Genomic DNA, 21896 nt, shown 5'->3' with positions numbered 1-21896 from the left:
TTGTGTCTTTATTCAATTATACAGAATATTAACATGGGTTTCAATATTTATGATAAAAAGGAAAAAATGGTTATAGTTATTTTTTACATTGATATTATAATATTTTATAATTAAAATAGAAATTACTTACTGACTATAAAAATACAGCATCTAAGAAAACATTAGAAAAATCAGGATTTACTAGTAATCATAGAATTATAATTGTAAGTTTTAATTAGATGCTTTTGAAAGTTGTAATGAAGTAGTCAAAATTGCAAAAGGAATTGAAGAGGGGAATTATTTATGAATAATATTATTAGTATAAAAGATCAAGATATATTGAAATGCTCGGAACTTTATATAAAAGTGTTTAATGCTGAACCTTGGAATGATAAATGGACATTAGAAACTGCTCATAAAAGATTGAATGATATTTATATTTCTCCCAATTTCGAAGGTGCTTTATATGTTGAAGGCGGGCAAGTAAAAGGTGCTATTTTCGGCAACTATGAACAATTCTATGATGGAATCCATTACAATTTAAGAGAAATGTTTATTTCTAATGAGTTGCAGGGACAAGGAATAGGCAGTAAACTGATCAATGAATTGGAAGAACGATTAAAAGGGATGGGTGTAACTACTATTATTCTATTTACTTCAAAAGGAAACAAAACAAGTAAGTTTTATTTGAAAAATAATTTCGCTGAATGGAATAGCATGGCTATTATGGGTAAGGATATATAAACATTAGAGGTAAAGGTTATACCTCGCAAGCATGGCAAGGTTTAATTAAAAATTTATTTGAAAAAATTAATATTGAGGAACTTAATGCGACAGTACTGCCTCAGGGCAATTTAACTATTACAAGCGAGTTAAGAGTGTATAGAACAAATTGAACAATAAAAAATAGGTGAGGATAATAAATATGAAAATTAGTATAGCAGCAAAAGATTCTATTATAAATATATCTACCGAGGTGGTGTCTGTGTGAAAAAGTTAATTATTATTAACGGAACAATGGGTATAGGTAAAAGTACAGTGTGCAATATATTACTTGAAACACTAAAGCCAAGCGTTTATTTAGATGGTGATTGGTGTTGGAATATGAATCCATTCGTGGTTTCAGAAGAAAATAAAAAAATGGTTATAAATAATATTACACACCTACTAAAGTCATATTTGGATAACTCGGGTTATGAGTATATCATATTTTGCTGGGTAATCCATGAAGAATATATATTTAGGCAGCTTTTGGAACCATTAAAAAATTGTGATTTTGAGCTTTATAAAATTTCTTTAATTTGCTCCGAAACGGCTCTTAAAAACAGATTGGTAGTTGATGTGCAAAATGGTATTAGAAAAGCTGATGTAATTGATAGAAGCCTACAAAGGCTGGATTTATATAACAATATGGATACAGTCAAAATTGATGTAAGTGATATTGTACCTAACCAAACAGCTATTGAGATAATTAAGTTAATAGAGAAGGGTGAAATAAAATGAAAGAATATAAAATTGTAAAAGTAGATAATCAAACAGTGAGGTATATTATGCAATTTCAAATCCGCATTTATATGTCTATGCTGTATTAGATAAGGAAAAATTGGTTGATTGGATTTTAATAGTATATTAGGGGGGATTATAATGATTTATTATCAAAACAACGAAATTGTAATAAGAGATATCGGTTCAAGTGATGTAATTAACTTATTTTCATGGCAAATTGATAAAGAACTAAACAAGCATGATCCAAGACCAATACCTAATAACAGCAAAGAGTTAATTGAAGAATGTATAAATTATTGTCGTAGGTTTGACACTGAAATAATGAGCGAAAACATTCAGGATATAGAATATAAATATTTTATAATTACAGATTATGAAGATAATGCTATAGGTTTTGTTAATTTTTTTAGTATAGATAAGCTTAAAAAGCAAGGGGAAATGGGAGTTACGATAGGTGATAAAAGATACTGGAATAAAGGGATTGCTTATACTTCGGTAAAGATAGCAGTTTATTATATATTCAATAATATGGATATTGACAGAATATATATTGAAACTGGTGAATGTAACAAGCCGGCTTTGAGATTATTTGAGAAGCTGGATTTTAAAAGATGCGACGAGTATATTGAAGATGAAAATTTTAAATTTATTGTAATGGAGAAGGTCAAGAGTGGCTTTTAAAGAACGGTTCAAACTAGTTAATTAAATAATCATCTGAGATGTAGTTGAGAGTAAGATAAAAAGGCTTAAAAACTTAATAATTATGGTATACGGAAAAAATGCTTTGAATAATAATAAGGAGACGCGTAGACCGTAACCTTATTATTATGTTGCTATTTACATGGTTTCTAAGGTGATGTTTCACTACTTTCAGTGATGTAAAACTTTCTTTTATATAAGTAGCAAAACTTAAATGTTCTTTTCTAGCACATGCTCTATTACTTGTGGTAATTGCAAAATACTATTTTTTACAAACAATGGATATATATTTAAATCTTTAATTTTGTCTATATCTTTCCAGTAAAAAGTAAGATTATGTTGTTCATTATCTTTATGTACAAACTCACTTTCTTTATTTATTAATTTGTCATCAATCATATCTAATAAATAATAAAAACATACTTCGTGAAAGTTCTCATCAAAATATTCTTCGTGGAATAAATTTTCATTGATCCACAGCATGCGATTAACCTTTACTTCAGTATTTAATTCTTCTTTTATTTCTCTAATAATTGCCACTTCACTTAATTCATTCATAGTAACTCGACCACCCGGAATATAGTAATACGGTGAATGTTCGTCTTTCATAACCAATAATTTATTATCGTAAATTATAATACCTGCTACTCTATAATTGAACCTGCCCTCATCAGTTTTAAATGAAATATCCATAATCAAAAATCTCCTTTATATATCTAAAATTTATTACTATATAGTATTCTTATATTCTAGTTTAACAATAAAAGGTGAGATAATTTACTGGATTCGCACCTTTTTTGTATTTAAAAATCAACATACACAATGGCTTTTCATCAGATGAAAAAAGTACATTCAAGGTATTTAAATAGCATTCATCAGATAACTGTACACGTCCATATCTATACAAAGATTTTAAGTCAACGGCACAAGTAATCAATGAAGAAAAATCAGCAATATCCATAGTCAACTCCACATCGTAATCAGCATTTTCAACTAGTGAAGAATTACCATTATTAAAATGGATTACATAACTAGCTACGTTCTCAGAAATCAAGATGTCTAGTATAGAAAGCTTTAAATTACAGCTTATATTATTAAAGTTATGATCTTTTAAATCTTCAAAAAGCTTTGGAATATTAATAACTCTATACATTATACCAGTTCCCTGGGTACTGTATTCATGATATAGAGACACCAAAAGTCTATCAGAATTATTTCTTGGGTCAGTTAAAGCAAATCTAAAGTTTTCATCTTGGGTGTTTATTATTATATATCTTATTTGATCACTTTGAGTATTTAAGAAAGTCATGAGCTCTAGGAAAACTACAGAATTTTCAAATAGCATTTGAGATACAAAAATATCATTTACAAGGAAGGAGCCTGTTTCTCCCTTTCGAAAGTGGAAAATCAAATAGCCTAAAATTGTATTACCTACTTTGAATCCTACAATTTTGTTGGATTCAAAGTTGAAAAGGTTATTAAATTCTTTTGGCGATTTTTCCATTAGACCATTAGTTTTATTTACAATGCTGTTGTAAAATTTGCACATCTCTTCAGCATCATCTTTATTTAAGAACTTAATGTTTTTCTTAGAATTTCCTTTTGGAAGATCACAAGGTTTAATTTTAAACTGATTAAGGGTTGTACCAAAACCAAATCCCATTTTTTTATAAAAGTCAGGTCTAAAAGGATACAGTAAAGCCATGGATGCCCCTCTTTCTTTATAATGATAAATAAAGAATTTAATGATTTCTAAAGCAACCTTTTCTTTTTTGTGAAGTAAATCTACAGCAACGGAGCCAACTCCACCAGCAAAGACTTTCTGATTAAGTAAATTCATTTTAAAATCATGTAATCTCATTCCACCTATAAGATTTTCCTCATTAAATAAACCATAGAAATTGATAAAGTCATATTCATTTTGAATATTCATTATTTCGGCATGTTTTTCAAGTGGGAGAGAAATTGCAGTGAAGGAATTAGTACGTATTTTAGCTAAGTCGATTATTTGTGCATTGTCTAGTTTCTTTATGGAATACATCTATTGGCACCTCCTTGATTTGTAAAACATAAGTTTATTATGTATGAAATATAAGTAAAAGTAAATATATATACAATATGTAGTTTATTGTTAAAGATTTACTGTATAATAAAAGGAGCATATGATTGTTGAATAGGAAGTTAGAGCCAGGTAGATCTTGCTTAGTTTATCTCATATTGAATTTATAGTTCTAGTAATTATGAAAGGAAATGATAATTTGTATGGTTAAAAAGTGTTTAGGTAAAAAATATATTATATTCATTTTTATTATTATATTTATAATTTGCTTTTCATATTTTGAGAATAATAATATAGTAATCTCTAAATATAATGTAAAAAGTAACGAGCTTCCAAAATCCTTTAATAACTTTAAGATAGTCCAAATTTCAGATTTACATAACAAAATTTTTTATAAAGACAATAATACTCTTGTGAAAAAAATCAAATCACAAAAGCCTGATATTATAGTTATTACAGGTGATTTAGTGGATAAACGAAAATATAATGAGGAAAATGCACTATCTTTTATTGATAAAATAAATTCTATAGCACCCATATTCTATGTTAATGGAAACCATGAAGGGTGGTCTGGAAAATTTGAATCTCTAGAAAAAAAACTTAAAGAAAAAGAAGTAATAGTTTTAAGAAATGAATCACTATATTATGAAAAAAATAACGAAAAAATTTTTATCTTAGGGGTTGATGACCCTGCCTTTAATACAACCGATCATTCTGAAGATTATATGAATTTAGATATCATGAAAAAAGAATTATTTGATGTTAATAATGAAAAAAGATTTAAAATACTTCTTTCTCACAGGCCTGAGCTTTTTGAGCTTTATGTTCATAATAATATAGATTTAGCTTTTACAGGACATGCTCATGGTGGACAAGTTATTTTACCTCTTTTAGGTGGAATTATTGCACCAAATCAAGGCTTTTGGCCCAAATATTATAAAGGTATGTATAAAAAGAACAATACTGTTATGGTGGTAAGCCGAGGCCTTGGTAATAGCATTGTTCCTCAGAGGATATTTAATAGACCTGAAATTGTATCAGTTACACTAAAATTAGGTGAGGATTAAAAGAACAATTTTAATATATAGTTAGGTTTTATAGCTGGGAAGAAATATACTTTATAATAAATGAACTGAAATTCATTACATAATTTATATGAAAATATAGAAATAATCTGTGCAAAATAATGGTAAGGAGATATTTTATGAAATTCAACTATTGTCCTATATGTGCGAAAGAGCTTGGCTTCTAGGGGAATGGGGAACTAATTTCTTTGCTCTGGGCGCTAATCCAATTTATAGTAATAATGCTATAATTAGATAAATATTTTATGTGTCTCAGTAGAATATTGTGTAATTATTTCCAAGTCAATAAAAACTTTGGAGGGGAAAAGTTAAATGAATAATACAAAAAATATAAAATTAGTATTCTGTATTTTAGGAAGTTTTATGCTTACATTACTACAGAGTCCATCTTTTTTCAATGCAACATATACAATGTTTGGAGGCGGTTCAGGTGCAAATGCATTTACACAGATGATTTATAGACTATTTGGAGTTATTTCTTTTGCTGGAGTTATACTGGTAATAATATTTTCATGTGTTCTAATTATAAGGAATATAAATTTCAGAAACAAATAATTCAATAAAAGTTTCACTAAATATAATGATAAAAACCAAAACAATTGACTATTCGGTTTCATATGTAATTGTTATTTGGTATATTATGATTGCAGTACACTTTTGATTTATAGTTCAATAAAAATGCAAAATGCTCTCTTAAGGCTATTTTTACTTACTATACGCCGTATATGCTATTTATAGTGTATACTACAAAATATTCCAAGACCGTTAGTATAAAATTAAAGGGGGATATCATGTATAAAGTAGATAGTAATTTTGAAAAAGCAAAAAAAGTATTTAGTTCAAATAGTAAGAAATTTGTTTTTGAATCAGTTATTGAAGGAAATACACCAGGAGAAATATACTTAGATAGCTTAAATAATCCAGAGTTATATGTAATTTTTGATAGGGGTAACTTTGTACTATACGTTGGTGGAGAGACGGCTACTTATGAAGAATATAATAAGTGTATTAATTACATAAAAGAAAATATATTAACTGAAAGTTTAAAAAAAGAATTCTATGATTGTATTAAAATTTCTTATACATCAGATTTATGGAAAAATGCAATGTTAGATACATTTTATGACTTAACAGTTCATCAAGGTAAAAGAGTTTTATATAGATATGATATAGGGAATTTTGATAATAAAATTCTAGAAAATCATTCATGTGAAATTAAAGCTATTAACGAAGAAATACTTAACGACAGTAACTTAGGAAATCTTAAATTCCTAAAAGAAGAGTTATCGGGAATGTGGGGAACTGTTGATGGGTTTATTAAAAATGGGTTTGGATATTGTGCGGTTAATGATAAAAGATTAATATCATGGTGTACGGCTGAACTTGTTAGTAAAAATCATTGTGGAATCGGTATCGAGACTATTGAAGAAGAGCAAAAGAAAGGTGTCGGAACGGCCCTTGCAGTAAATTTTATTAATGAATGTGTTGAAAGAAACTTAATACCTCATTGGGATAGTTGGATAAGAAATTTACCGTCTGTTAAAATAGCCGAAAAAATTGGATTTTATAAAACAGAAGAGTATGAAGTGCTTATAGTCGAATTTTAGATGTTGTATTAGAAAATATTCATTATCTAATATAAAATCGTATATATACTTTATTAATTAAATGGGGATAAAACAGAAATCTATATATCTAAAAAAGAATATGTAATTGAAATAATGCGCGATAACAAGAGAATATGGAAGTTTAGATATAATTTCAATAAAAATGAAAATTCATTTTATCTTTCTGGTAATTGGAGCCCACATTGCACAATTGCCAGTAGATTAAGTGACGATAATATGATAAAAGCATTTAGATATTGTAAAAATAACTTGAATAAAATTCATGCAAATTAAACGAGATTGCCCTCCTAGAAGTTGAATTTAATGATGATGGCATAGCAATAGAAGATACAGTTGTTTTTTCAAAACAACTCAAATAATTTGTCACTATCAATAAACTGGTAAACTATAACAAACTAATCTAATAAAGAATGTTTATAAAAATAGAAAATAGGTAGGTGTAATTATATGTTTTTCAATACGATAGAAACTGACAGGCTTATTATAAGAGAATTTAATGAAGATGATTTTAAGTCTATTCATACATATGCTTCAAAACCAGAGGTAACAATGTATCTACCAATTGGACCCAATAGCGAAATGGGTACACAAATTTTCTTGAAAAAGGTTATTGATTACCAAACTTTAAAACCAAGATATGATTATGAAGTTGCAGTAGTATTAAAGCAAAATAATATTCTAATCGGTGGTTGTGGGATACATGTCACAAATATTAATAATAAGGAAGGCTCCATTGGATATTGTTATGATAATCAATACTGGAGAAATGGATATGCCTATGAATCAGCCGATGCAATTATAAATTTTGGATTTGAAAAATTAAATCTACATAGGATTTTTGCTACATGCCATCCAGATAATATTGCATCAGCGAAGGTTATGGAGAAGATAGGGATGATAAAAGAAGGTAGATTAAGGGAGCATAAATTACAAAAAGGAAAATGGAGAGATTCATTCGTATACTCAATTCTTGATTATGAATATAATATTTAGCTGAACAGGGGGAATGGGGAATAATCATGCGTGCTATGTTATTAAGTATTGACCCTATGGGTTTAACGTTATTAACTTTGCCACTTATTGCTTTTTGCGTAGGCTTGGTAGCACAGTTAATATCAATGAAAAGGTTAATAATATTAGGTGCAATCTTTACAGTGACTTTAATTCTAACCTTTGCAGTATTTAATTCAACTTTTCTTATATATTGTTTTATATACACAGGTATAGCGGAACTTGGAACACTTTTGGCGGATTTAATTATTAAGGTAATTAAAAAATAAGTCGCATTTTACGGTCTGATTAGTAGTAAGCACCGTTAATAGTTGATACACACTTTTCTAAAAGTCCATCATAAGCAACTGTAAAAATGCTAGGATATCTGTTAGTTATTAGAGTAGATGGGATATGTCGGGATTGTAGATTAGGAGGGAGTAATTCTTCCTAAATATAGTTATGGGGGGATGTACATGTATTTTAAAGAATATATTTTACCATTATGGTATTTTTCGTTTCCAATAATGTTTTTGTTATTTAGCATATACTATTTTCTTTACAGAATACTTGTAGCAAGAAGATTTCAATATAGAAAAAGGATAGAAGAAAGAAATTTTGGGTATTTATGTTTAATTATTACAGGGTTAATACTCATAACACTAGCATTTTTAGAGAAAAATAATATTAATGTTTTTTTAGCAATAATATTAATGGGTAGAGGGTTTTGGTTATATGAGTATAATTTTATTCTAAAGGAAGGCTTCTTCATAAAAGGGAGATTTATTTCATGGGATAAAATTAATAGTTTGGATTATAAAAAAAATAACAAATCATTGGTACTTAGTTATTTTAAGAATAACAAGGATAGTAAAATATCTAAAGTGACTTTTAATATAGGGTATAATTCTAAATTAGAGTTAGAAAATGTACAAAAGGATAAATTAAATAATATAAATAATGTGGTTAACGAGGATAAAATATGTCCAACTAAAAGCATTAAAATAGGGTTATCGTTAGCATTAATTTCCTTAACAATGATTTTTATATATGGAGTGTATAATTTACTGCAACCTAAAGCCCTAGGAGATATCTTAGAGAAAACTTTTAATCATGGGGAGACTTCTTCTGTAATCGTTATGTATGAGGGAGAACATAAAGCTGAGGGGTCACCTTATGATATGTCTTCAACATCAAAAGAAGATAAGTTAAAGGAAATAAGGAGTTATCTTAATTCATTTCATGTAAGAAAGATTCGCTTTGAAAATATAAAATACAGTTTTATTACTGGATACCCATATTCAATTATACTTTATGAATTAAATGGGGATACAACAGAAGTTTATATATCTAAAAAAGAACATGTAATTGAAATAATACGCGATAACAAGAGAAAAAGTTATTTTATAGAGAAAGGATATAAAGATTCGGAATTTATAAATAAATTTGGCAAAAGTATAGAGTGAACTTTAAATAACTACTAACTGGCTTAGGTATATAGATTTAGAATTAAAGTATTATATGGAAAGGCTATGGAAAGGACTCGCTATATCATTTTGTAGACTTTATATTTAGATTTTTGAATTTGAATAAAATTGAACTCACAACAATGTTAGACAATAAGAAAGCACAGAGCCTCTACAAAAAATTGGGATTTGAAGAAATAGGGGTAATTAGACAAGGATATTTTGATAGTAGGACAGGTGACTACCAAGATGTGTATATATGGATTTATTAAAAAATGATTGGGTTAAAACTAAGGGGATTATCTACAAAAATTCATGAATTAGAAAAGGAAATTGAACATATTTCTTAGTGTGAGTTAAGTCGGAACACTAAGATGTAAAATTAATAGTAAATGCATTTCACTAATGAAAGGAATTGATATCAATGGAGTTTATCCCAGCAAAACAAATACTATCGCCTTGGAGTAATAATGATAATTGGTTTGGAATAAATTACAATATGAATATATATAAAGGTTGTTGTCATGGATGTATTTACTGTGATTCCCGAAGTGAATGTTACCAAATTGAAGATTTTGATACTGTACGTGCAAAGGCTGATGCTATTGAAAAATTAAATATGGAGCTTAAATCTAAACGTAAAAAAGGAGTAGTAGGAACAGGCGCAATGTCAGATCCATATAACCCTTTTGAAGCAGAATATAAGCTTACTAGAAGTTCATTGGAATTAATAAATAGATATAACTTTGGTATTTCCATAGCTACAAAAAGTGAACTTATAACAGGGGATATAGATATGCTGCAAGAGATAAAAACCCACTCACCTACCATTATTAAAATTACTGTTACAACTTCAGACGATAATCTTTGTAAAAAGATTGAACCTAATGTAGCTGTGGCATCTAAAAGATTTGAAGCAGTAAATAAGCTTTCTTCTAAAGGCATTTTCACAGGGATATTACTAATGCCTGTACTGCCGTTTATTGAAGATAGTGATGAAAATATATTAAAGATTATAAGCCTGGCAAAGGAAAATGGAGCAAGATTTATTTATCCTGCCTTTGGTGTAACACTTAGACAAAATCAAAGAGAACATTTCTTTGAAAAACTTGACGAACACTTTTATGGCACAACGCAGAAGTATATAAAGGAATATGGATATTCTTACGAGTGTCGTTCAAAAAGGGCAAATGAATTATGGCAAATTTTTAAATCAGAGTGTGACAAAGCAAATATACTATATAAAATGAAGGATATTATAGAGGGTTATAAAAGACCATATGAGGTAGAGCAATTAAGTTTGTTTTAATCTCCATAGTTTAAAAGGGGGTCAAGCAAATGAAATATAGATTTATTAACATGAATTTAGAATATGCGAGTATTATTCACACTTGGAAATATGAGGGAGAATATTCTATCTATAATTATGAAAATGATGACTGTTTATTAGACCCAAATAATTGGAGTGATATGTATGCAGTTTTAGATGAAAATAATGACGTGGCTGCAGAGGTAACATTATATAATAATGATTTGCCAGAGGGTTAGATAATACATTTGAGCAAGGGGATATGTTTTATGGTCAAGGGATGAGACCAGATCTTACTGGAAAAGGCTACGGACCAGAATTAATTTCACAAGCTTTGGTCTTTGTACTTGCTAAATATAATTATAATCGAGAATATGTTTTATTAGACGTGATTTCTTTCAATAAAAGAGCCTTCAAAGCATATGAAAAAAGTGGTTTTGAATTTGCTTACGAAAATAGTGAAGAATGCGATGGAGCTGTATATGATTTTATAAGGATGAGATATAAAAATCCAAAAGTAAATCTAGGAGGGGCACACAATGAGTTTTGATAATTACGCTAAAACTTGGGATACTGATGAAAGAATTGAAAGAGCAAACATAATTGCAAATGAGATAAGTAAATCCATTGCTATTGATGAAAATTATTCTGCTATGGAGTTTGGGTCTGGAACTGGACTTGTAAGCTTTAACCTTTATGATAAATTTAAAAATATTACGCTTGTTGATTCATCAAAAGGAATGATAGATATACTGGAATCTAAGATTGATAAATACAAAGTAAATAACATGTTTCCTTATCATTTAGATATATTAAGCGGAAATTCAATAGATATGAAATTTGATGTTATCTATAATTCTATGGTATTGCACCATATTCAGGATATCGAGACTATAATAAACACTTTTTATGAATTACTCAACAATGATGGTTATTTATGTATAGTAGATTTGGATAAAGAAGATGGTAGCTTTCATAAGAAATATCCAGATTTTGATGGACATAATGGGTTTAAGCAAGAGGATTTGAAAAATGTTTTAGTTAGTGCTGGTTTTAAAGATATAGAAGCAAATACCTTTTTTTATGGTGAAAAGATTATAGAAGACCAAAAGGTTAATTATTCTTTGTTTCTTATGAAAGCAAGAAAAAATGAAGAAAGGTAGAGATTTGAAATGTAAGAAATTTTAAAGTTGAAGATAAAGAAAATGATATACAACCGTATTTAATTCCAGCTAGCCGGCAGGATAGAGAAAATAGATTGAAAAGCAAGGATTTTATATATGTTTCATTTGAGAATGAACAGCTAGTTGCATCTATATTTGTAGAAGATGTAAACTTAGACTTTATAATGGTTACCCCATCTTATCAAGGAAAAGGATATGGAAAGAAAGCTACTCAGTTTGCTATCAATAAGGCATTAAGCCAAGGGGCCAAGCTTATTCAGCTTGGTGTTTTAGAATGGAATACTAAAGCAATTGCTTTATATGAATCACTAGGCTTTGAAATAGTACAAACTATTCACTTTTATAGACAGTTTGGTGATAAATAAGTTAATTAGCATTTTTTTCTATCGGTAATTAAAAGAATCATAGGCTCTGGAAGATAATTTATAGCTACCTGGTGGATTCAATCAGATATAGAATTATCTAAACAGAGATTATTACCAATATCTGAAAGGCACCAAGAGTTTCTTGATTCTTCCGAGAAAATCTATAAATAAGCATTAGAAAATAAAAATTCTGATGCTTATTGACATTATGTGGAACAGTGTTATGATAATACATAGGAAGTCGATGCATATGAAATATAGGTATAAATGGTAACAGCTAATAATATATGAGGGAGGCGAATACATGTCAATAAATAATGAACTTTTAAAAGGGAGTACGGTAACTCTTATTCTGAAATTAATTGATAAAAAACCAATGTATGGCTATGAGATGATAAAAGAAATGGAAGAGAAATCAAATGGGGTATTTACATTAAAAGAAGGGACACTTTATCCCATTCTACATACTTTAGAGGCAAAAGGATTAGTAGAGGCATATTGGGATGAAGGCTGTGGAAAGCGCAAAAGAAAATACTATAAGATAACTGAGGAAGGTATATTATCTTTAAAGGGAAAAAAAGAAGAATGGACAACTTTTAGTTCTGCCGTTGATAAAATGTTAGGGGAGGCTATAGTATGGGGGTAGGAGATAATTCTAAAATCAATGAATATGTAGATTATGTTTGTTCTTATGTGAAATATAAAGAAGCTCATAAAGAGATTAAAGAGGAGTTATCATCGCACATTGAGGATATCGTAGATGAGTACACTGAAAGTGGAATGTCACAAGAAGAGGCAGGAAGTAAGGCAATTTCGCGAATGGGAGATAGCGGTATCGTAGGTAAGCAGCTAAACATAGCACATAAAGGAACACCAGATTGGATTACATTACTTTTAACTATAGTACTTGTAAATACAGGGGTTGCATTGATGTATCTTATGCAATATAAAAGCTCGTATAAAAGTAGTGATTATTTATTTAATCACAGTTTATTATATGCTGCTATTGGTACAGCAGGTATAGTAGTATTATATTTTTTTGACTACAGAAAAATTCAAAAGTATTCTAATTATATTTTTATAGGAATGTGTTTCTTATTTATCTTATCAATTTTTATAGGCAATTATATAAATGGAACTCTTTTTATTAGTATAGGAAGCTTTACAATTGATATTAAAGCAATTAGTTTGTATGTATTTGTAATTGCACTTGCAGGTATATTTAATAAGTATGACTGGAACAAAAAAATGAATTTAATTAAAGCTACAGGGTATTTGGGTATTCCAATGTTTTTGATGTTTTCTGCTAGAGGATTAAGTTACTGTGGGTTTTATTTTATTGCATTTATAGTTTTAGCGCTTAAATCTAATATGAAAAAAAGATATGCAATTTATATTGTTGCACTTAATACCTTTTGCGTTCTATTTTATTCTTGGTTAGAAATATATAGAATGAAAAGATTTTTGGTTTTTTTAGACCCATTCTCTGATCCAGAAGGAGCTGGATATTTAGGTGTACAGATGTACAAAATAACTCATACATCTGGAATTTTCGGACATGGGTTTTCTGCAAATGAAAAACTATTACGAGTACCTGAGCTGCAATCTGACTTTGTATTTAATTATATAGTACACACTTTTGGGTGGCTTGGAGCAGCTGTTATTATTACTATTATTATTTCTTTCATATATAGAATGCTGCATATTTCGAAATATGTTAGAGATAATTATGGAAGATTACTAATAAGTGGGCTTATTAGTATATTCATAGTTCAATTTGCATCAAATATATTAATGAATGTAAATTTATTTCCTATTATGGGAATTGCACTTCCTTTTATAAGTTATGGCGGCTCTTTAGGTTTAATAAATATGCTATCTGTAGGTATTATTATGAGTGTGTATAGAAGGAGGAGTTTATCTAATTAATTAAGGTAAAAGCTAAGACTTACTTCTTTTGCTAAAGAACCTGTATATATGAAAATTAATTAGTTTTGCATTATATATAACAAAAATGCAAACTACACTAGTGAAGAAATAAAATAACTTGACTTACAAATCTATATGATTTAAAATCTAATTACCGATGGTAACTACCAGTGGTAATTAGATTTTTTTGGAGGTTTTATTCATGAAAAAGGGAATTACAAAGGAGCAAGCAATTGATGCTGCACTTGAGTTAATGAGAAATAGAGATGATATCAGAAGTGTTAATTTACGAGAAATAGCTCGTAACCTAGGATGTGCCCATACAAATCTTTATAACTATTTCGGCTCTTTTGATGATTTGCTATGGGAAGCACATATAGAAGTTTTAAAAAAATTTTCCGAGAACATTGAGAAGCATATCTCAGTAGTAGATAATTATGATCAAAAATTGCTATGTTTTTTCAATGAATTTGTAGACTTCTATATTAATAATAAAGGTTGGTTTCGTCTTGCATGGGTAGAAATTATTGGTGGAGAAAGACCTAAGGGTGATGAAATAGCAACAGTAAAAGTTGTAGATGATCTTGTAGAGAATATTGAAACTATCTGGAAAGATTTATATAAGTATACTCCTAAAAGGGATAAGATTAGAAATGTACTGCATATTGTACACGCCTATATGCAGGGAGAAGTTTCTATTTATATTGCAAGGCGTTCCCTCATATCTGATGAGGGTGAATTTAAAATCTATGTTGCGAGTACAGCAAAATCTATGTTTGAACTATTATTGTCAAAGGAGGAGTAATTTTCTATGGATAATTATGAGGAAAATCTACAACAAGAGAATATTTATTTGGAAGAAACATTGTCTGTCATTGCACAACAGTTAGAATATGAAGAAAATAAAATTTTAAGCAACAAGCAAAAGCTTGTTGCAGCAAGACGTGATATGTATGAAAATACCTGTCATTCAGCAGATGATTTTGATAAGAATTCCGAAACTGTTCAATATCTTAATCCATTGGCTATTCAGACTTTTGATTATCAGGCAAGGGAAGAACGGATAGAAGAGTTAAAAAAACTATTAATATCACCTTATTTTGCTAGAATAGATTTTTATGAGAAGCGGTATGGAAAGGAAAGCATATATATTGGTATTGCAAGTTTGATAAATGATGAAACCTATGATACATATATTTATGATTGGAGAGCACCAATATCAAGTATTTTTTATCGATATGAAATTGGTGAGGTGAGTTATCAAGCACCTTGTGGGAAAGTAACTGGAGAAGTTAGCTTGAAAAGGCAATATGAAATTAAAAATAGCAAATTACAATATTTTTTTGACTCCAGTGTAAATATAATGGATGATATTTTAAAAAAAGTCTTATCTGGAAATACTTCTTCTAAAATGAAATCCATAGTAGAAACAATTCAAAGGGAACAAGATATGGTTATCCGAGATATTGAAAATGACCTTGTCATAGTCCAAGGAGTTGCAGGAAGTGGAAAAACATCGGTTGCTTTGCATAGAGTAGCTTTTTTGATGTATCAGGGGCTTACCTCGAAACTTAGCATGAATAATATTGTGCTTATATCACCTAACAGTCTGTTTGATAAATATATATCTAATGTGCTCCCAGAGCTTGGGGAAAAAAATGTCTCAACCCTTACATTTGAGGATATTTTTACAGATATTTTTGAAGGTAGAATAGAAATAAAAAGTAGAAATTCACTGTTAGAAAAAATTATAACTGCGGGTAGCATGGCAGAAAAGGAACTACTTAAATCAGGTATGGAATTTAAACTCTCCAAGAACTTTATTTTAATATTGGATGTTTACTTAAACTACTTTGAGCACAGGATAATTGAAATTAGTGATGTATATTATAATGGTGAATATATTGCTGATAGGCAATTGTTAAAAGCAGAGTTAATCCATTACAATAAGGTGAATATGCCACTAGAAAAAAGATTATCAATTATAGAAGCGCGTATTATGAAAAAATTGCAAGAATCAAGAAAAACTCGTCTACCTAAACTTGAAAAGTTTGCAAGTAATTATCAGGAGCATAGGTTTGAAATTAAGCCATTTGCACGATTATTATCTGTAAAACAAAGTGCAACGCTTCAAAGAATAATCTATAAATTTACTCGATTAGATGTAGCAGAGTTGTATAAGAAACTTTTTAAAAGTAAGGAACTGTTTTATCGTATATCAAAAGGAATAGAACTGCCCTCTAACATTGAACAAATTTTGGACTATACAAATTGCAATTTGCAAGATAGAAGTTTATGTTATGAAGACGGGATTGCTTTATTGTATTTAAAACTCAAAATGTCTGGAGGGAACAGTTATAAAGATATAAAACAAGTAGTAGTGGATGAAACACAAGATTACTACCCCTTGCACTTTGAAGTATTAAAACATTTATATGTTAATGCTAAATACACCATAATGGGTGATATTAATCAAACCATCGAAAAAAATGCTGACTTAACAATATATCATGACATAAAAACTATTCTCAGTAAGAAAAAGACCACAACAGTTTTTATGACTAAGAGCTTCAGATGTTCCTATGAAATTAATACATTTAGTTCCCAATTCATTGATGCCAATGTAGAAATTGAAAGCTTTGATAGGCACGAGGATGTTCCTGAAATTCATAAGAACTCCTGTAATAGTGAAATGGAATTTGAAATCATTAAGGGAGTTGCGCAGTATCAAAAGGAGGGATATGAATCCATAGCTATTATATGTAAAAGCATGTGTGAAGCTAAATGTCTTTTTGAAAGTATAGGAAAAAGCATTGGGGCTACATTGTTAAATGAGAGCGTAGATGATACCAGCATAGGGGTGGTTTTAGTTCCTATTTATATGGCAAAAGGTCTGGAATTTGATGGAGTTATAATCTACCAAACAAATAATGAAAACTATAAAACAGAGGATGACAAAAAGCTATTGTATATCGCAAGCACAAGAGCTTTACACAAATTATCCCTTTATTATACAGGGCATATAAGCAAATTGATAACAGTAGGAATTCAAAGCCATGAAGATTTATAGAATATAGTGAAAATTATTTTAGGAACATAAGGGGAGAGTTATATGAAAAATTCAGAAGCATTAAAAAAAGATTTAGACAGAATTGATGGAAAAAGCTATAGGCTTTATAAGGATTTAGAGGTAGAATATGATTTCGAAAATTATACACTTAGCATAGAGCATGTTCAAGGTACCCCTTTTGCATGAGGGTTAATAATTATTAACCCTCACTGTTAATTTCAAGCATTGTTTTGATCTTTCGTATATATTACCATCCACAGCAGTACTCTCACCAAAGGTAGAATGTCTTAAATGAGCAATGGCTGAAAAACCATTTATAGTGTTTAATGTTTTTTTATTTATGAGAATTACTAGTGAATCCATCAATGCAAGTTACAAGCTCACCTATTTCTGGCTTGCTTAGTTGTGCATCTGCTCCAACAGATTCGCCCTTATGTTTTAAATCACTTGTTATTAACGAGGAGAAAAGTATAACTGGCAGTTTTTTAAGAATGCCATGTTCTTTAATTTTTCTTGTCAGTGTATGACCATCCATTTGTGGCATTTCAATGTCTGTTATAAGTACGTGAACATCCTCCATAAATTTTTCTTTTTTCTGATCGACTAAATCAGACAGATAATCCAAGGCTTGCTTTCCGTCATCAAATATCTTTAAATTATTAAAACCAGCCTTAATAAGAGTATCCTTTAATAATTTTCTAATCAGTGGAGAATCATCAGCTAGGACTAGTTTAACATTAGATCTGTCTTTATAAGCTATATCAACAATTTTATCTTCACTAATTCCTGTAGATGGGCTTATATCAGTAACTATTTTTTCGAAATCTAGAAGTAATATTATTTTATTGCTTAAAACGATATTCCCTATAACTAGTGAATTAACAGATATATCATCAGGCTTAGTTATCTTGTCCCATTTAATACGATGGACACCTACAATATTATCAATACTAAAGGCAACCTCAATTTTATTAAATTGACAAAGAATGATTTTTGCCTCAACTTCACTTTTATGTTGTTTTTCTAAAACATATTTTAAGTCTATTAACGTTATTATTTTATCTCTATATAGTGTAAGGCCTGCTATGGCAGGGTGTGAATCAGGTAGTTTCGTTAAGTTAGTGGCGTTTATTACCTCTTTAACTTTTATAATGTTAATTGCATAATGCTTATTATTTATCACAAATTCTAATATCTCAAGCTCACCAGTTCCGGATTCTAATAGTATATTATTATTCATATGTTACCTCGCTTTCAAATGGTTATAAACTTAAATTCCATAAAAGAATAAATTATAATTAAGTTAATTTATAATTATTAAAAAAATTGTATATATTTTATATCTCGAACAAAACCTCAACAACTTTACTTTTAAATGTGAAAAGGATGAAATTATTGGTCAAGTCAAATTTAAAATAATAAAACAAGATATAAAAGTGAAATTTTTGTGTTAAATATGGTAAACTATAATATGCAGTAAAATATTAACGGCATTATTAGAGGGTGAAGTTAAATGATATTAAATGGCGGATGGATAGAAACTATAGAAGGCATGCACACATTTATATTGTGGGGCCAAGGTGGGGAGACTAAGTGTATAAGAAGAGGCAGAACACCTAAAAATGCACCCCCATTATATGAAGGAATGGTTTCAGTCGCAGAACTACGTAGTAAAATTAATAGTCCAGCACTTGAGATAAAATGTGGAAAATATAAATATGATGCTATAAAAAGTCAACTTGTTAAGAGAGAAATTAGAGGTATTACTTTTAGTAAATTGGATTCATTTCATAGGATTTTAAACATAGATAGAGAACGCCCCGAGGGGGTAGAGCTGTCACAGGAATTAAGGTTTTGGATTACAGTGGCAAAATTTACAGCTGAGCTAATTATAAAACATAAATATTTGCCTTCTTTAACCATTGATAGGGTTAACAAAAAAGTAAATTCTAGGTGGAGATGGCACACAAGCGACTTAGAGTATATTGATAAAAAAAAGGCGCTATGTAGTAATATGCCCACAGATTGTAAGGCGTATTTTATTTTGGAGAATGAGGAATTTAAATATACAAATACGATGAAACTTGTAAGTGATTTTATGGATTCTATGATTGATAGTATGGTGAGATGGAGCTCTAGTGAAATAAACCAAGATCCTGATTACTCAGAGGAAGGGCTTAGTAGCTTGGGAAGTACTTGGATACATTCTCTTTTTTCAGAATTACCTGAGATACCTGTTGATACTAGTGATCAGATTAAAATGCTAAATGAGTATAAGAAATGGATAGAACCACTAAAAATTAAAAACAACAATTTTAAGTTTCGTACTTGTTTCAAAGTTGTTCCACCAAGCCGGGGCGAGGATTGGACAATTGAATATTTGCTTCAAGCAAAAGATGATCTTAGTCTTATGCTACCAGCAAAAATGATATTTGAGGAATCTTTGGATACTATAACCTATTTAAATAAAAAATTTAATAATCCCCAAGAACGGCTTCTAGAGGATTTAGCAGTTGCATCAAAAGTATTTATTCCAATTGAAAGGAGTCTTTACGATGCAGTACCTGTAGAGTGCAAGCTATCAATGGAGGAAGCTTATTCATTTTTAAAAGAATCAGCTTACTTTTTAAAGGAAAAAGGCTTTGGAATTATTGCACCTGCTTGGTGGAAAAAGCCATCAAAAATTTCAGTTAAATTAAAGGATAAAAACCAGAGCACAAATACTAATTTAGCAACAAAGAGTACATTTAATATGGATACTATTCTTGAATATGATTGGAAGGTAGCACTAGATGGAAGTGAGATAAGTGAGAAAGAATTTGATAGGATTTCAAATTTAAAGGTACCATTTATTCAATTAAGAGGTCAGTGGGTACAAGTTGATATACATCAAATTAAAACACTTTCCAAGATGAAAATCAGCAAAAGCTTAAATGGGAAAATTCCTGTTGGAGAATTATTAAGACTTAACTTAAGTGATGAGGAAATAATTCCTGGAATTAGTGTGGATAATATAGACAATCAAGAAGCTGTAGGGCATTTTTTTGAGAAATTATTTAATCTTAATAGTATAGAAGAAGTTGATATTCCATCAGGATTTAGTGGGACGTTAAGGGAATATCAAAAGAGAGGTTTTTACTGGTTAACTTTTTTGCGGGATCATGGTATAGGTGCCTGCCTCGCTGATGATATGGGGCTAGGAAAAACAATACAAAGCATATGCCTTTTACTTTACGAGAGAGAAAATAAGTTAACAGATAAAACTACCTTGATAATATGTCCTACTTCCGTTGTGGGAAATTGGGAAAAAGAAATTGAAAAGTTTGCACCTAACCTTAAAACTGCAATTCATCATGGAAATAGCAGGTGGACTTATGAAACCTTTAGCGAGGAAATACATAAAAATGAAGTGGTTATTACAACCTATGCGCTAATAGTAAGGGATAAGAGTCTATTTCAAAGGGAAGAATGGGCAGGAATTATATTAGATGAAGCTCAAAATATTAAAAATAGCACGTCTAAACAAACTCAACATATAAAAGCCCTAAAAGCAGAGTATAAGATTGCATTAACAGGAACACCTGTTGAAAACAGACTTTCAGATTTATGGTCTATTATGGACTTTTTAAATAGTGGATATCTATACAATTGGTCAACCTTTAGGCGTGAATTTGCAGTTCCTATTGAGAGAGATGGAGATCCTGAAATAAGTAGTAAACTAAGAAAAATAATTTCCCCCTTTGTATTACGTAGACTTAAAACTGATGCAAATATTATCAAAGATTTACCGGAAAAAATCGAAACTAAGGAATATGCACCACTAACTAAGGAACAGGCTACACTATATCAAGCTGTAGTAAATGATTGCTTAAATAAAATTGATAGTTCTGAAGGCATGCAGAGGCGAGGTTTGATTATTGCATCCTTAACAAAGTTTAAGCAAATTTGTAATCATCCTGTGCAGTTTTTAAAGGACAATGGTGAAATAGAAGGCCGTTCTGGAAAACTTGAAAGGCTACTCGAAATGCTAGAAGTTGTTATAGAAGAAGGGGATAGATCCCTGGTATTTACGCAGTTTGCAGAAATGGGACATATTTTGCAAGCAGAAATCGAGAAAAAACTCAATGTGAAAACATTATTTTTGCATGGAGGAACCAGTAGAAAAAAAAGAGAAGAACTGATTAATATTTTTCAAAATGACGATGCTCAGCCTATGGTGTTTGTATTATCCTTAAAGGCTGGAGGACTTGGGCTAAATCTTACAAAAGCTAATCACGTTTTTCATTTTGATAGATGGTGGAACCCTGCTGTAGAAAATCAAGCAACAGATAGGGCCTTTAGAATAGGGCAAATTAAGAATGTTCATGTGCATAAATTCATTTGTATGGGAACACTAGAGGAAAAAATAGATGAAATGCTAGAACGAAAACAGGCACTTGCTGAAAGTGTAGTTTCCACAAATGAGAACTGGATTTCAGAAATGAGCAATGAAGAGCTTAAAGAATTATTTATATTAGAGCATGATAGTATAGTTGAAAGCTAAGAGTCTACGATTGGCAGATATGAGATAGCAGTTAAAGTGGATTATTAATGCACTTATAGATAGCAATAAGGAGATGTAACCTTT

General features: G+C 29.7%; 25 protein-coding genes. 21 read left to right on the top strand and 4 right to left on the bottom strand.

Going from position 1 to position 21896, the window contains the following annotated elements; all coding sequences use genetic code 11:
- Positions 1-282 precede the first annotated feature (282 nt).
- The 3 genes from KPL50_RS11085 (at position 283) to KPL50_RS11075 (ending at position 2166) form a co-directional block, all read left to right on the top strand.
- Positions 283-723 carry a GNAT family N-acetyltransferase gene (locus KPL50_RS11085; protein ID WP_216298529.1) on the top strand — a complete coding sequence of 147 codons (441 nt, stop codon included), beginning with the start codon at positions 283-285 and terminating at the stop codon, positions 721-723.
- A gap of 243 nt (positions 724-966) precedes the next feature.
- Entirely contained in the window at positions 967-1482 is a 516-nt protein-coding gene (locus tag KPL50_RS11080; RefSeq protein ID WP_216298528.1) for an AAA family ATPase, read from the top strand.
- A 141-nt stretch (positions 1483-1623) separates the two neighbouring features.
- Positions 1624-2166, top strand: coding sequence for a GNAT family N-acetyltransferase (locus KPL50_RS11075; protein WP_216298527.1), 543 nt, complete (start codon positions 1624-1626; stop codon positions 2164-2166).
- Between the two features lie 228 nt (positions 2167-2394).
- Here KPL50_RS11075 and KPL50_RS11070 read toward each other — a convergent pair whose 3' ends face one another.
- Entirely contained in the window at positions 2395-2877 is a 483-nt protein-coding gene (locus KPL50_RS11070; protein ID WP_216298526.1) for an NUDIX hydrolase, read from the bottom strand.
- A 61-nt stretch (positions 2878-2938) separates the two neighbouring features.
- A complete protein-coding gene (eis, locus tag KPL50_RS11065; RefSeq protein ID WP_216298525.1) occupies positions 2939-4225 on the bottom strand; it encodes an enhanced intracellular survival protein Eis in 1287 nt (428 codons plus the stop codon).
- Positions 4226-4434: 209 nt separating this feature from the next.
- Between eis and KPL50_RS11060 the strand changes: the two genes are divergently transcribed.
- From KPL50_RS11060 to KPL50_RS10980, 17 genes are all read left to right on the top strand, one after another.
- Positions 4435-5310 (top strand): metallophosphoesterase, encoded by an 876-nt coding sequence (locus KPL50_RS11060; RefSeq protein WP_216298524.1) that lies wholly within the window; start codon positions 4435-4437, stop codon positions 5308-5310.
- A gap of 330 nt (positions 5311-5640) precedes the next feature.
- Positions 5641-5883 carry a hypothetical protein gene (locus tag KPL50_RS11055; protein WP_216298523.1) on the top strand — a complete coding sequence of 81 codons (243 nt, stop codon included), beginning with the start codon at positions 5641-5643 and terminating at the stop codon, positions 5881-5883.
- 236 nt (positions 5884-6119) lie between these two features.
- On the top strand, positions 6120-6935 hold the full coding sequence (locus tag KPL50_RS11050) for a GNAT family N-acetyltransferase (RefSeq protein WP_216298522.1): 816 nt from the start codon (positions 6120-6122) through the stop codon (positions 6933-6935).
- 468 nt (positions 6936-7403) lie between these two features.
- Positions 7404-7949 (top strand): GNAT family N-acetyltransferase, encoded by a 546-nt coding sequence (locus tag KPL50_RS11045; protein ID WP_216298521.1) that lies wholly within the window; start codon positions 7404-7406, stop codon positions 7947-7949.
- A gap of 26 nt (positions 7950-7975) precedes the next feature.
- Positions 7976-8236, top strand: coding sequence for a DUF2651 family protein (locus KPL50_RS11040; RefSeq protein WP_216298520.1), 261 nt, complete (start codon positions 7976-7978; stop codon positions 8234-8236).
- Positions 8237-8422: 186 nt separating this feature from the next.
- The gene (locus KPL50_RS11035; RefSeq protein ID WP_216298519.1) at positions 8423-9412 is read left to right on the top strand and encodes a DUF5673 domain-containing protein; all 990 of its coding nucleotides are present in this window, start codon (positions 8423-8425) and stop codon (positions 9410-9412) included.
- 113 nt (positions 9413-9525) lie between these two features.
- The gene (locus KPL50_RS27030; protein WP_253200569.1) at positions 9526-9684 is read left to right on the top strand and encodes a GNAT family N-acetyltransferase; all 159 of its coding nucleotides are present in this window, start codon (positions 9526-9528) and stop codon (positions 9682-9684) included.
- Positions 9685-9836: 152 nt separating this feature from the next.
- A complete protein-coding gene (locus KPL50_RS11025) occupies positions 9837-10721 on the top strand; it encodes a radical SAM protein (RefSeq protein WP_216298518.1) in 885 nt (294 codons plus the stop codon).
- A gap of 29 nt (positions 10722-10750) precedes the next feature.
- Positions 10751-10960, top strand: coding sequence for a hypothetical protein (locus KPL50_RS11020; protein WP_216298517.1), 210 nt, complete (start codon positions 10751-10753; stop codon positions 10958-10960).
- Between the two features lie 23 nt (positions 10961-10983).
- Positions 10984-11271 carry a GNAT family N-acetyltransferase gene (locus KPL50_RS11015; protein ID WP_216298516.1) on the top strand — a complete coding sequence of 96 codons (288 nt, stop codon included), beginning with the start codon at positions 10984-10986 and terminating at the stop codon, positions 11269-11271.
- Entirely contained in the window at positions 11261-11884 is a 624-nt protein-coding gene (locus tag KPL50_RS11010; protein WP_216298515.1) for a class I SAM-dependent methyltransferase, read from the top strand. Before KPL50_RS11015 ends, KPL50_RS11010 begins: the two co-directional genes overlap by 11 nt.
- Before the next feature lie 47 nt (positions 11885-11931).
- On the top strand, positions 11932-12270 hold the full coding sequence (locus KPL50_RS11005) for a GNAT family N-acetyltransferase (RefSeq protein ID WP_375372916.1): 339 nt from the start codon (positions 11932-11934) through the stop codon (positions 12268-12270).
- Positions 12271-12574: 304 nt separating this feature from the next.
- Complete coding sequence (locus KPL50_RS11000; protein WP_216298513.1) at positions 12575-12916, top strand: PadR family transcriptional regulator; 342 nt, start codon at positions 12575-12577, stop codon at positions 12914-12916.
- Entirely contained in the window at positions 12907-14199 is a 1293-nt protein-coding gene (locus KPL50_RS10995) for an FtsW/RodA/SpoVE family cell cycle protein (RefSeq protein ID WP_216298512.1), read from the top strand. The genes KPL50_RS11000 and KPL50_RS10995 overlap by 10 nt, the downstream gene beginning before the upstream one ends.
- A 202-nt stretch (positions 14200-14401) precedes the next feature.
- Entirely contained in the window at positions 14402-15004 is a 603-nt protein-coding gene (locus KPL50_RS10990) for a TetR/AcrR family transcriptional regulator (protein ID WP_216298511.1), read from the top strand.
- Between the two features lie 6 nt (positions 15005-15010).
- Entirely contained in the window at positions 15011-17269 is a 2259-nt protein-coding gene (locus KPL50_RS10985; protein WP_216298510.1) for an AAA family ATPase, read from the top strand.
- Positions 17270-17311: 42 nt separating this feature from the next.
- Entirely contained in the window at positions 17312-17455 is a 144-nt protein-coding gene (locus tag KPL50_RS10980) for an ABC-ATPase domain-containing protein (protein ID WP_216298509.1), read from the top strand.
- A gap of 3 nt (positions 17456-17458) precedes the next feature.
- On the opposite strand, the gene KPL50_RS10975 is transcribed toward KPL50_RS10980, so the two are convergent.
- On the bottom strand, positions 17459-17632 hold the full coding sequence (locus KPL50_RS10975) for a hypothetical protein (RefSeq protein WP_216298508.1): 174 nt from the start codon (positions 17630-17632) through the stop codon (positions 17459-17461).
- Positions 17604-18509 (bottom strand): chemotaxis protein, encoded by a 906-nt coding sequence (locus KPL50_RS10970; RefSeq protein WP_216298507.1) that lies wholly within the window; start codon positions 18507-18509, stop codon positions 17604-17606. Before KPL50_RS10970 ends, KPL50_RS10975 begins: the two co-directional genes overlap by 29 nt.
- 273 nt (positions 18510-18782) lie before the next feature.
- Here KPL50_RS10970 and KPL50_RS10965 point away from each other — a divergent pair, with 273 nt between their 5' ends.
- Positions 18783-21812 carry a DEAD/DEAH box helicase gene (locus KPL50_RS10965; RefSeq protein WP_216298506.1) on the top strand — a complete coding sequence of 1010 codons (3030 nt, stop codon included), beginning with the start codon at positions 18783-18785 and terminating at the stop codon, positions 21810-21812.
- The last annotated feature ends 84 nt before the right edge of the window (positions 21813-21896 follow it).

The sequence above is a fragment of the Clostridium sp. CF012 genome (assembly GCF_018861755.1).
Taxonomy (GTDB): Bacteria; Bacillota; Clostridia; order Clostridiales; family Clostridiaceae; genus Clostridium_AD.
Note: the sequence above shows the minus strand (reverse complement) of the source record. Positions and strands in the feature narration are given on the sequence as shown.

Coding starts and splice junctions, on each gene's coding strand:
- KPL50_RS11085 (WP_216298529.1), top strand. CDS start 283: ATGAATAATATTATTAGTATAAAAGATCAAGATATATTGAAATGCTCG.
- KPL50_RS11075 (WP_216298527.1), top strand. CDS start 1,624: ATGATTTATTATCAAAACAACGAAATTGTAATAAGAGATATCGGTTCA.
- KPL50_RS11070 (WP_216298526.1), bottom strand. CDS start 2,877: ATGGATATTTCATTTAAAACTGATGAGGGCAGGTTCAATTATAGAGTA.
- eis (WP_216298525.1), bottom strand. CDS start 4,225: ATGTATTCCATAAAGAAACTAGACAATGCACAAATAATCGACTTAGCT.
- KPL50_RS11060 (WP_216298524.1), top strand. CDS start 4,435: ATGATAATTTGTATGGTTAAAAAGTGTTTAGGTAAAAAATATATTATA.
- KPL50_RS11055 (WP_216298523.1), top strand. CDS start 5,641: ATGAATAATACAAAAAATATAAAATTAGTATTCTGTATTTTAGGAAGT.
- KPL50_RS11050 (WP_216298522.1), top strand. CDS start 6,120: ATGTATAAAGTAGATAGTAATTTTGAAAAAGCAAAAAAAGTATTTAGT.
- KPL50_RS11045 (WP_216298521.1), top strand. CDS start 7,404: ATGTTTTTCAATACGATAGAAACTGACAGGCTTATTATAAGAGAATTT.
- KPL50_RS11040 (WP_216298520.1), top strand. CDS start 7,976: ATGCGTGCTATGTTATTAAGTATTGACCCTATGGGTTTAACGTTATTA.
- KPL50_RS11035 (WP_216298519.1), top strand. CDS start 8,423: ATGTATTTTAAAGAATATATTTTACCATTATGGTATTTTTCGTTTCCA.
- KPL50_RS11025 (WP_216298518.1), top strand. CDS start 9,837: ATGGAGTTTATCCCAGCAAAACAAATACTATCGCCTTGGAGTAATAAT.
- KPL50_RS11020 (WP_216298517.1), top strand. CDS start 10,751: ATGAAATATAGATTTATTAACATGAATTTAGAATATGCGAGTATTATT.
- KPL50_RS11015 (WP_216298516.1), top strand. CDS start 10,984: ATGTTTTATGGTCAAGGGATGAGACCAGATCTTACTGGAAAAGGCTAC.
- KPL50_RS11010 (WP_216298515.1), top strand. CDS start 11,261: ATGAGTTTTGATAATTACGCTAAAACTTGGGATACTGATGAAAGAATT.
- KPL50_RS11000 (WP_216298513.1), top strand. CDS start 12,575: ATGTCAATAAATAATGAACTTTTAAAAGGGAGTACGGTAACTCTTATT.
- KPL50_RS10995 (WP_216298512.1), top strand. CDS start 12,907: ATGGGGGTAGGAGATAATTCTAAAATCAATGAATATGTAGATTATGTT.
- KPL50_RS10990 (WP_216298511.1), top strand. CDS start 14,402: ATGAAAAAGGGAATTACAAAGGAGCAAGCAATTGATGCTGCACTTGAG.
- KPL50_RS10985 (WP_216298510.1), top strand. CDS start 15,011: ATGGATAATTATGAGGAAAATCTACAACAAGAGAATATTTATTTGGAA.
- KPL50_RS10980 (WP_216298509.1), top strand. CDS start 17,312: ATGAAAAATTCAGAAGCATTAAAAAAAGATTTAGACAGAATTGATGGA.
- KPL50_RS10975 (WP_216298508.1), bottom strand. CDS start 17,632: ATGGATTCACTAGTAATTCTCATAAATAAAAAAACATTAAACACTATA.
- KPL50_RS10970 (WP_216298507.1), bottom strand. CDS start 18,509: ATGAATAATAATATACTATTAGAATCCGGAACTGGTGAGCTTGAGATA.
- KPL50_RS10965 (WP_216298506.1), top strand. CDS start 18,783: ATGATATTAAATGGCGGATGGATAGAAACTATAGAAGGCATGCACACA.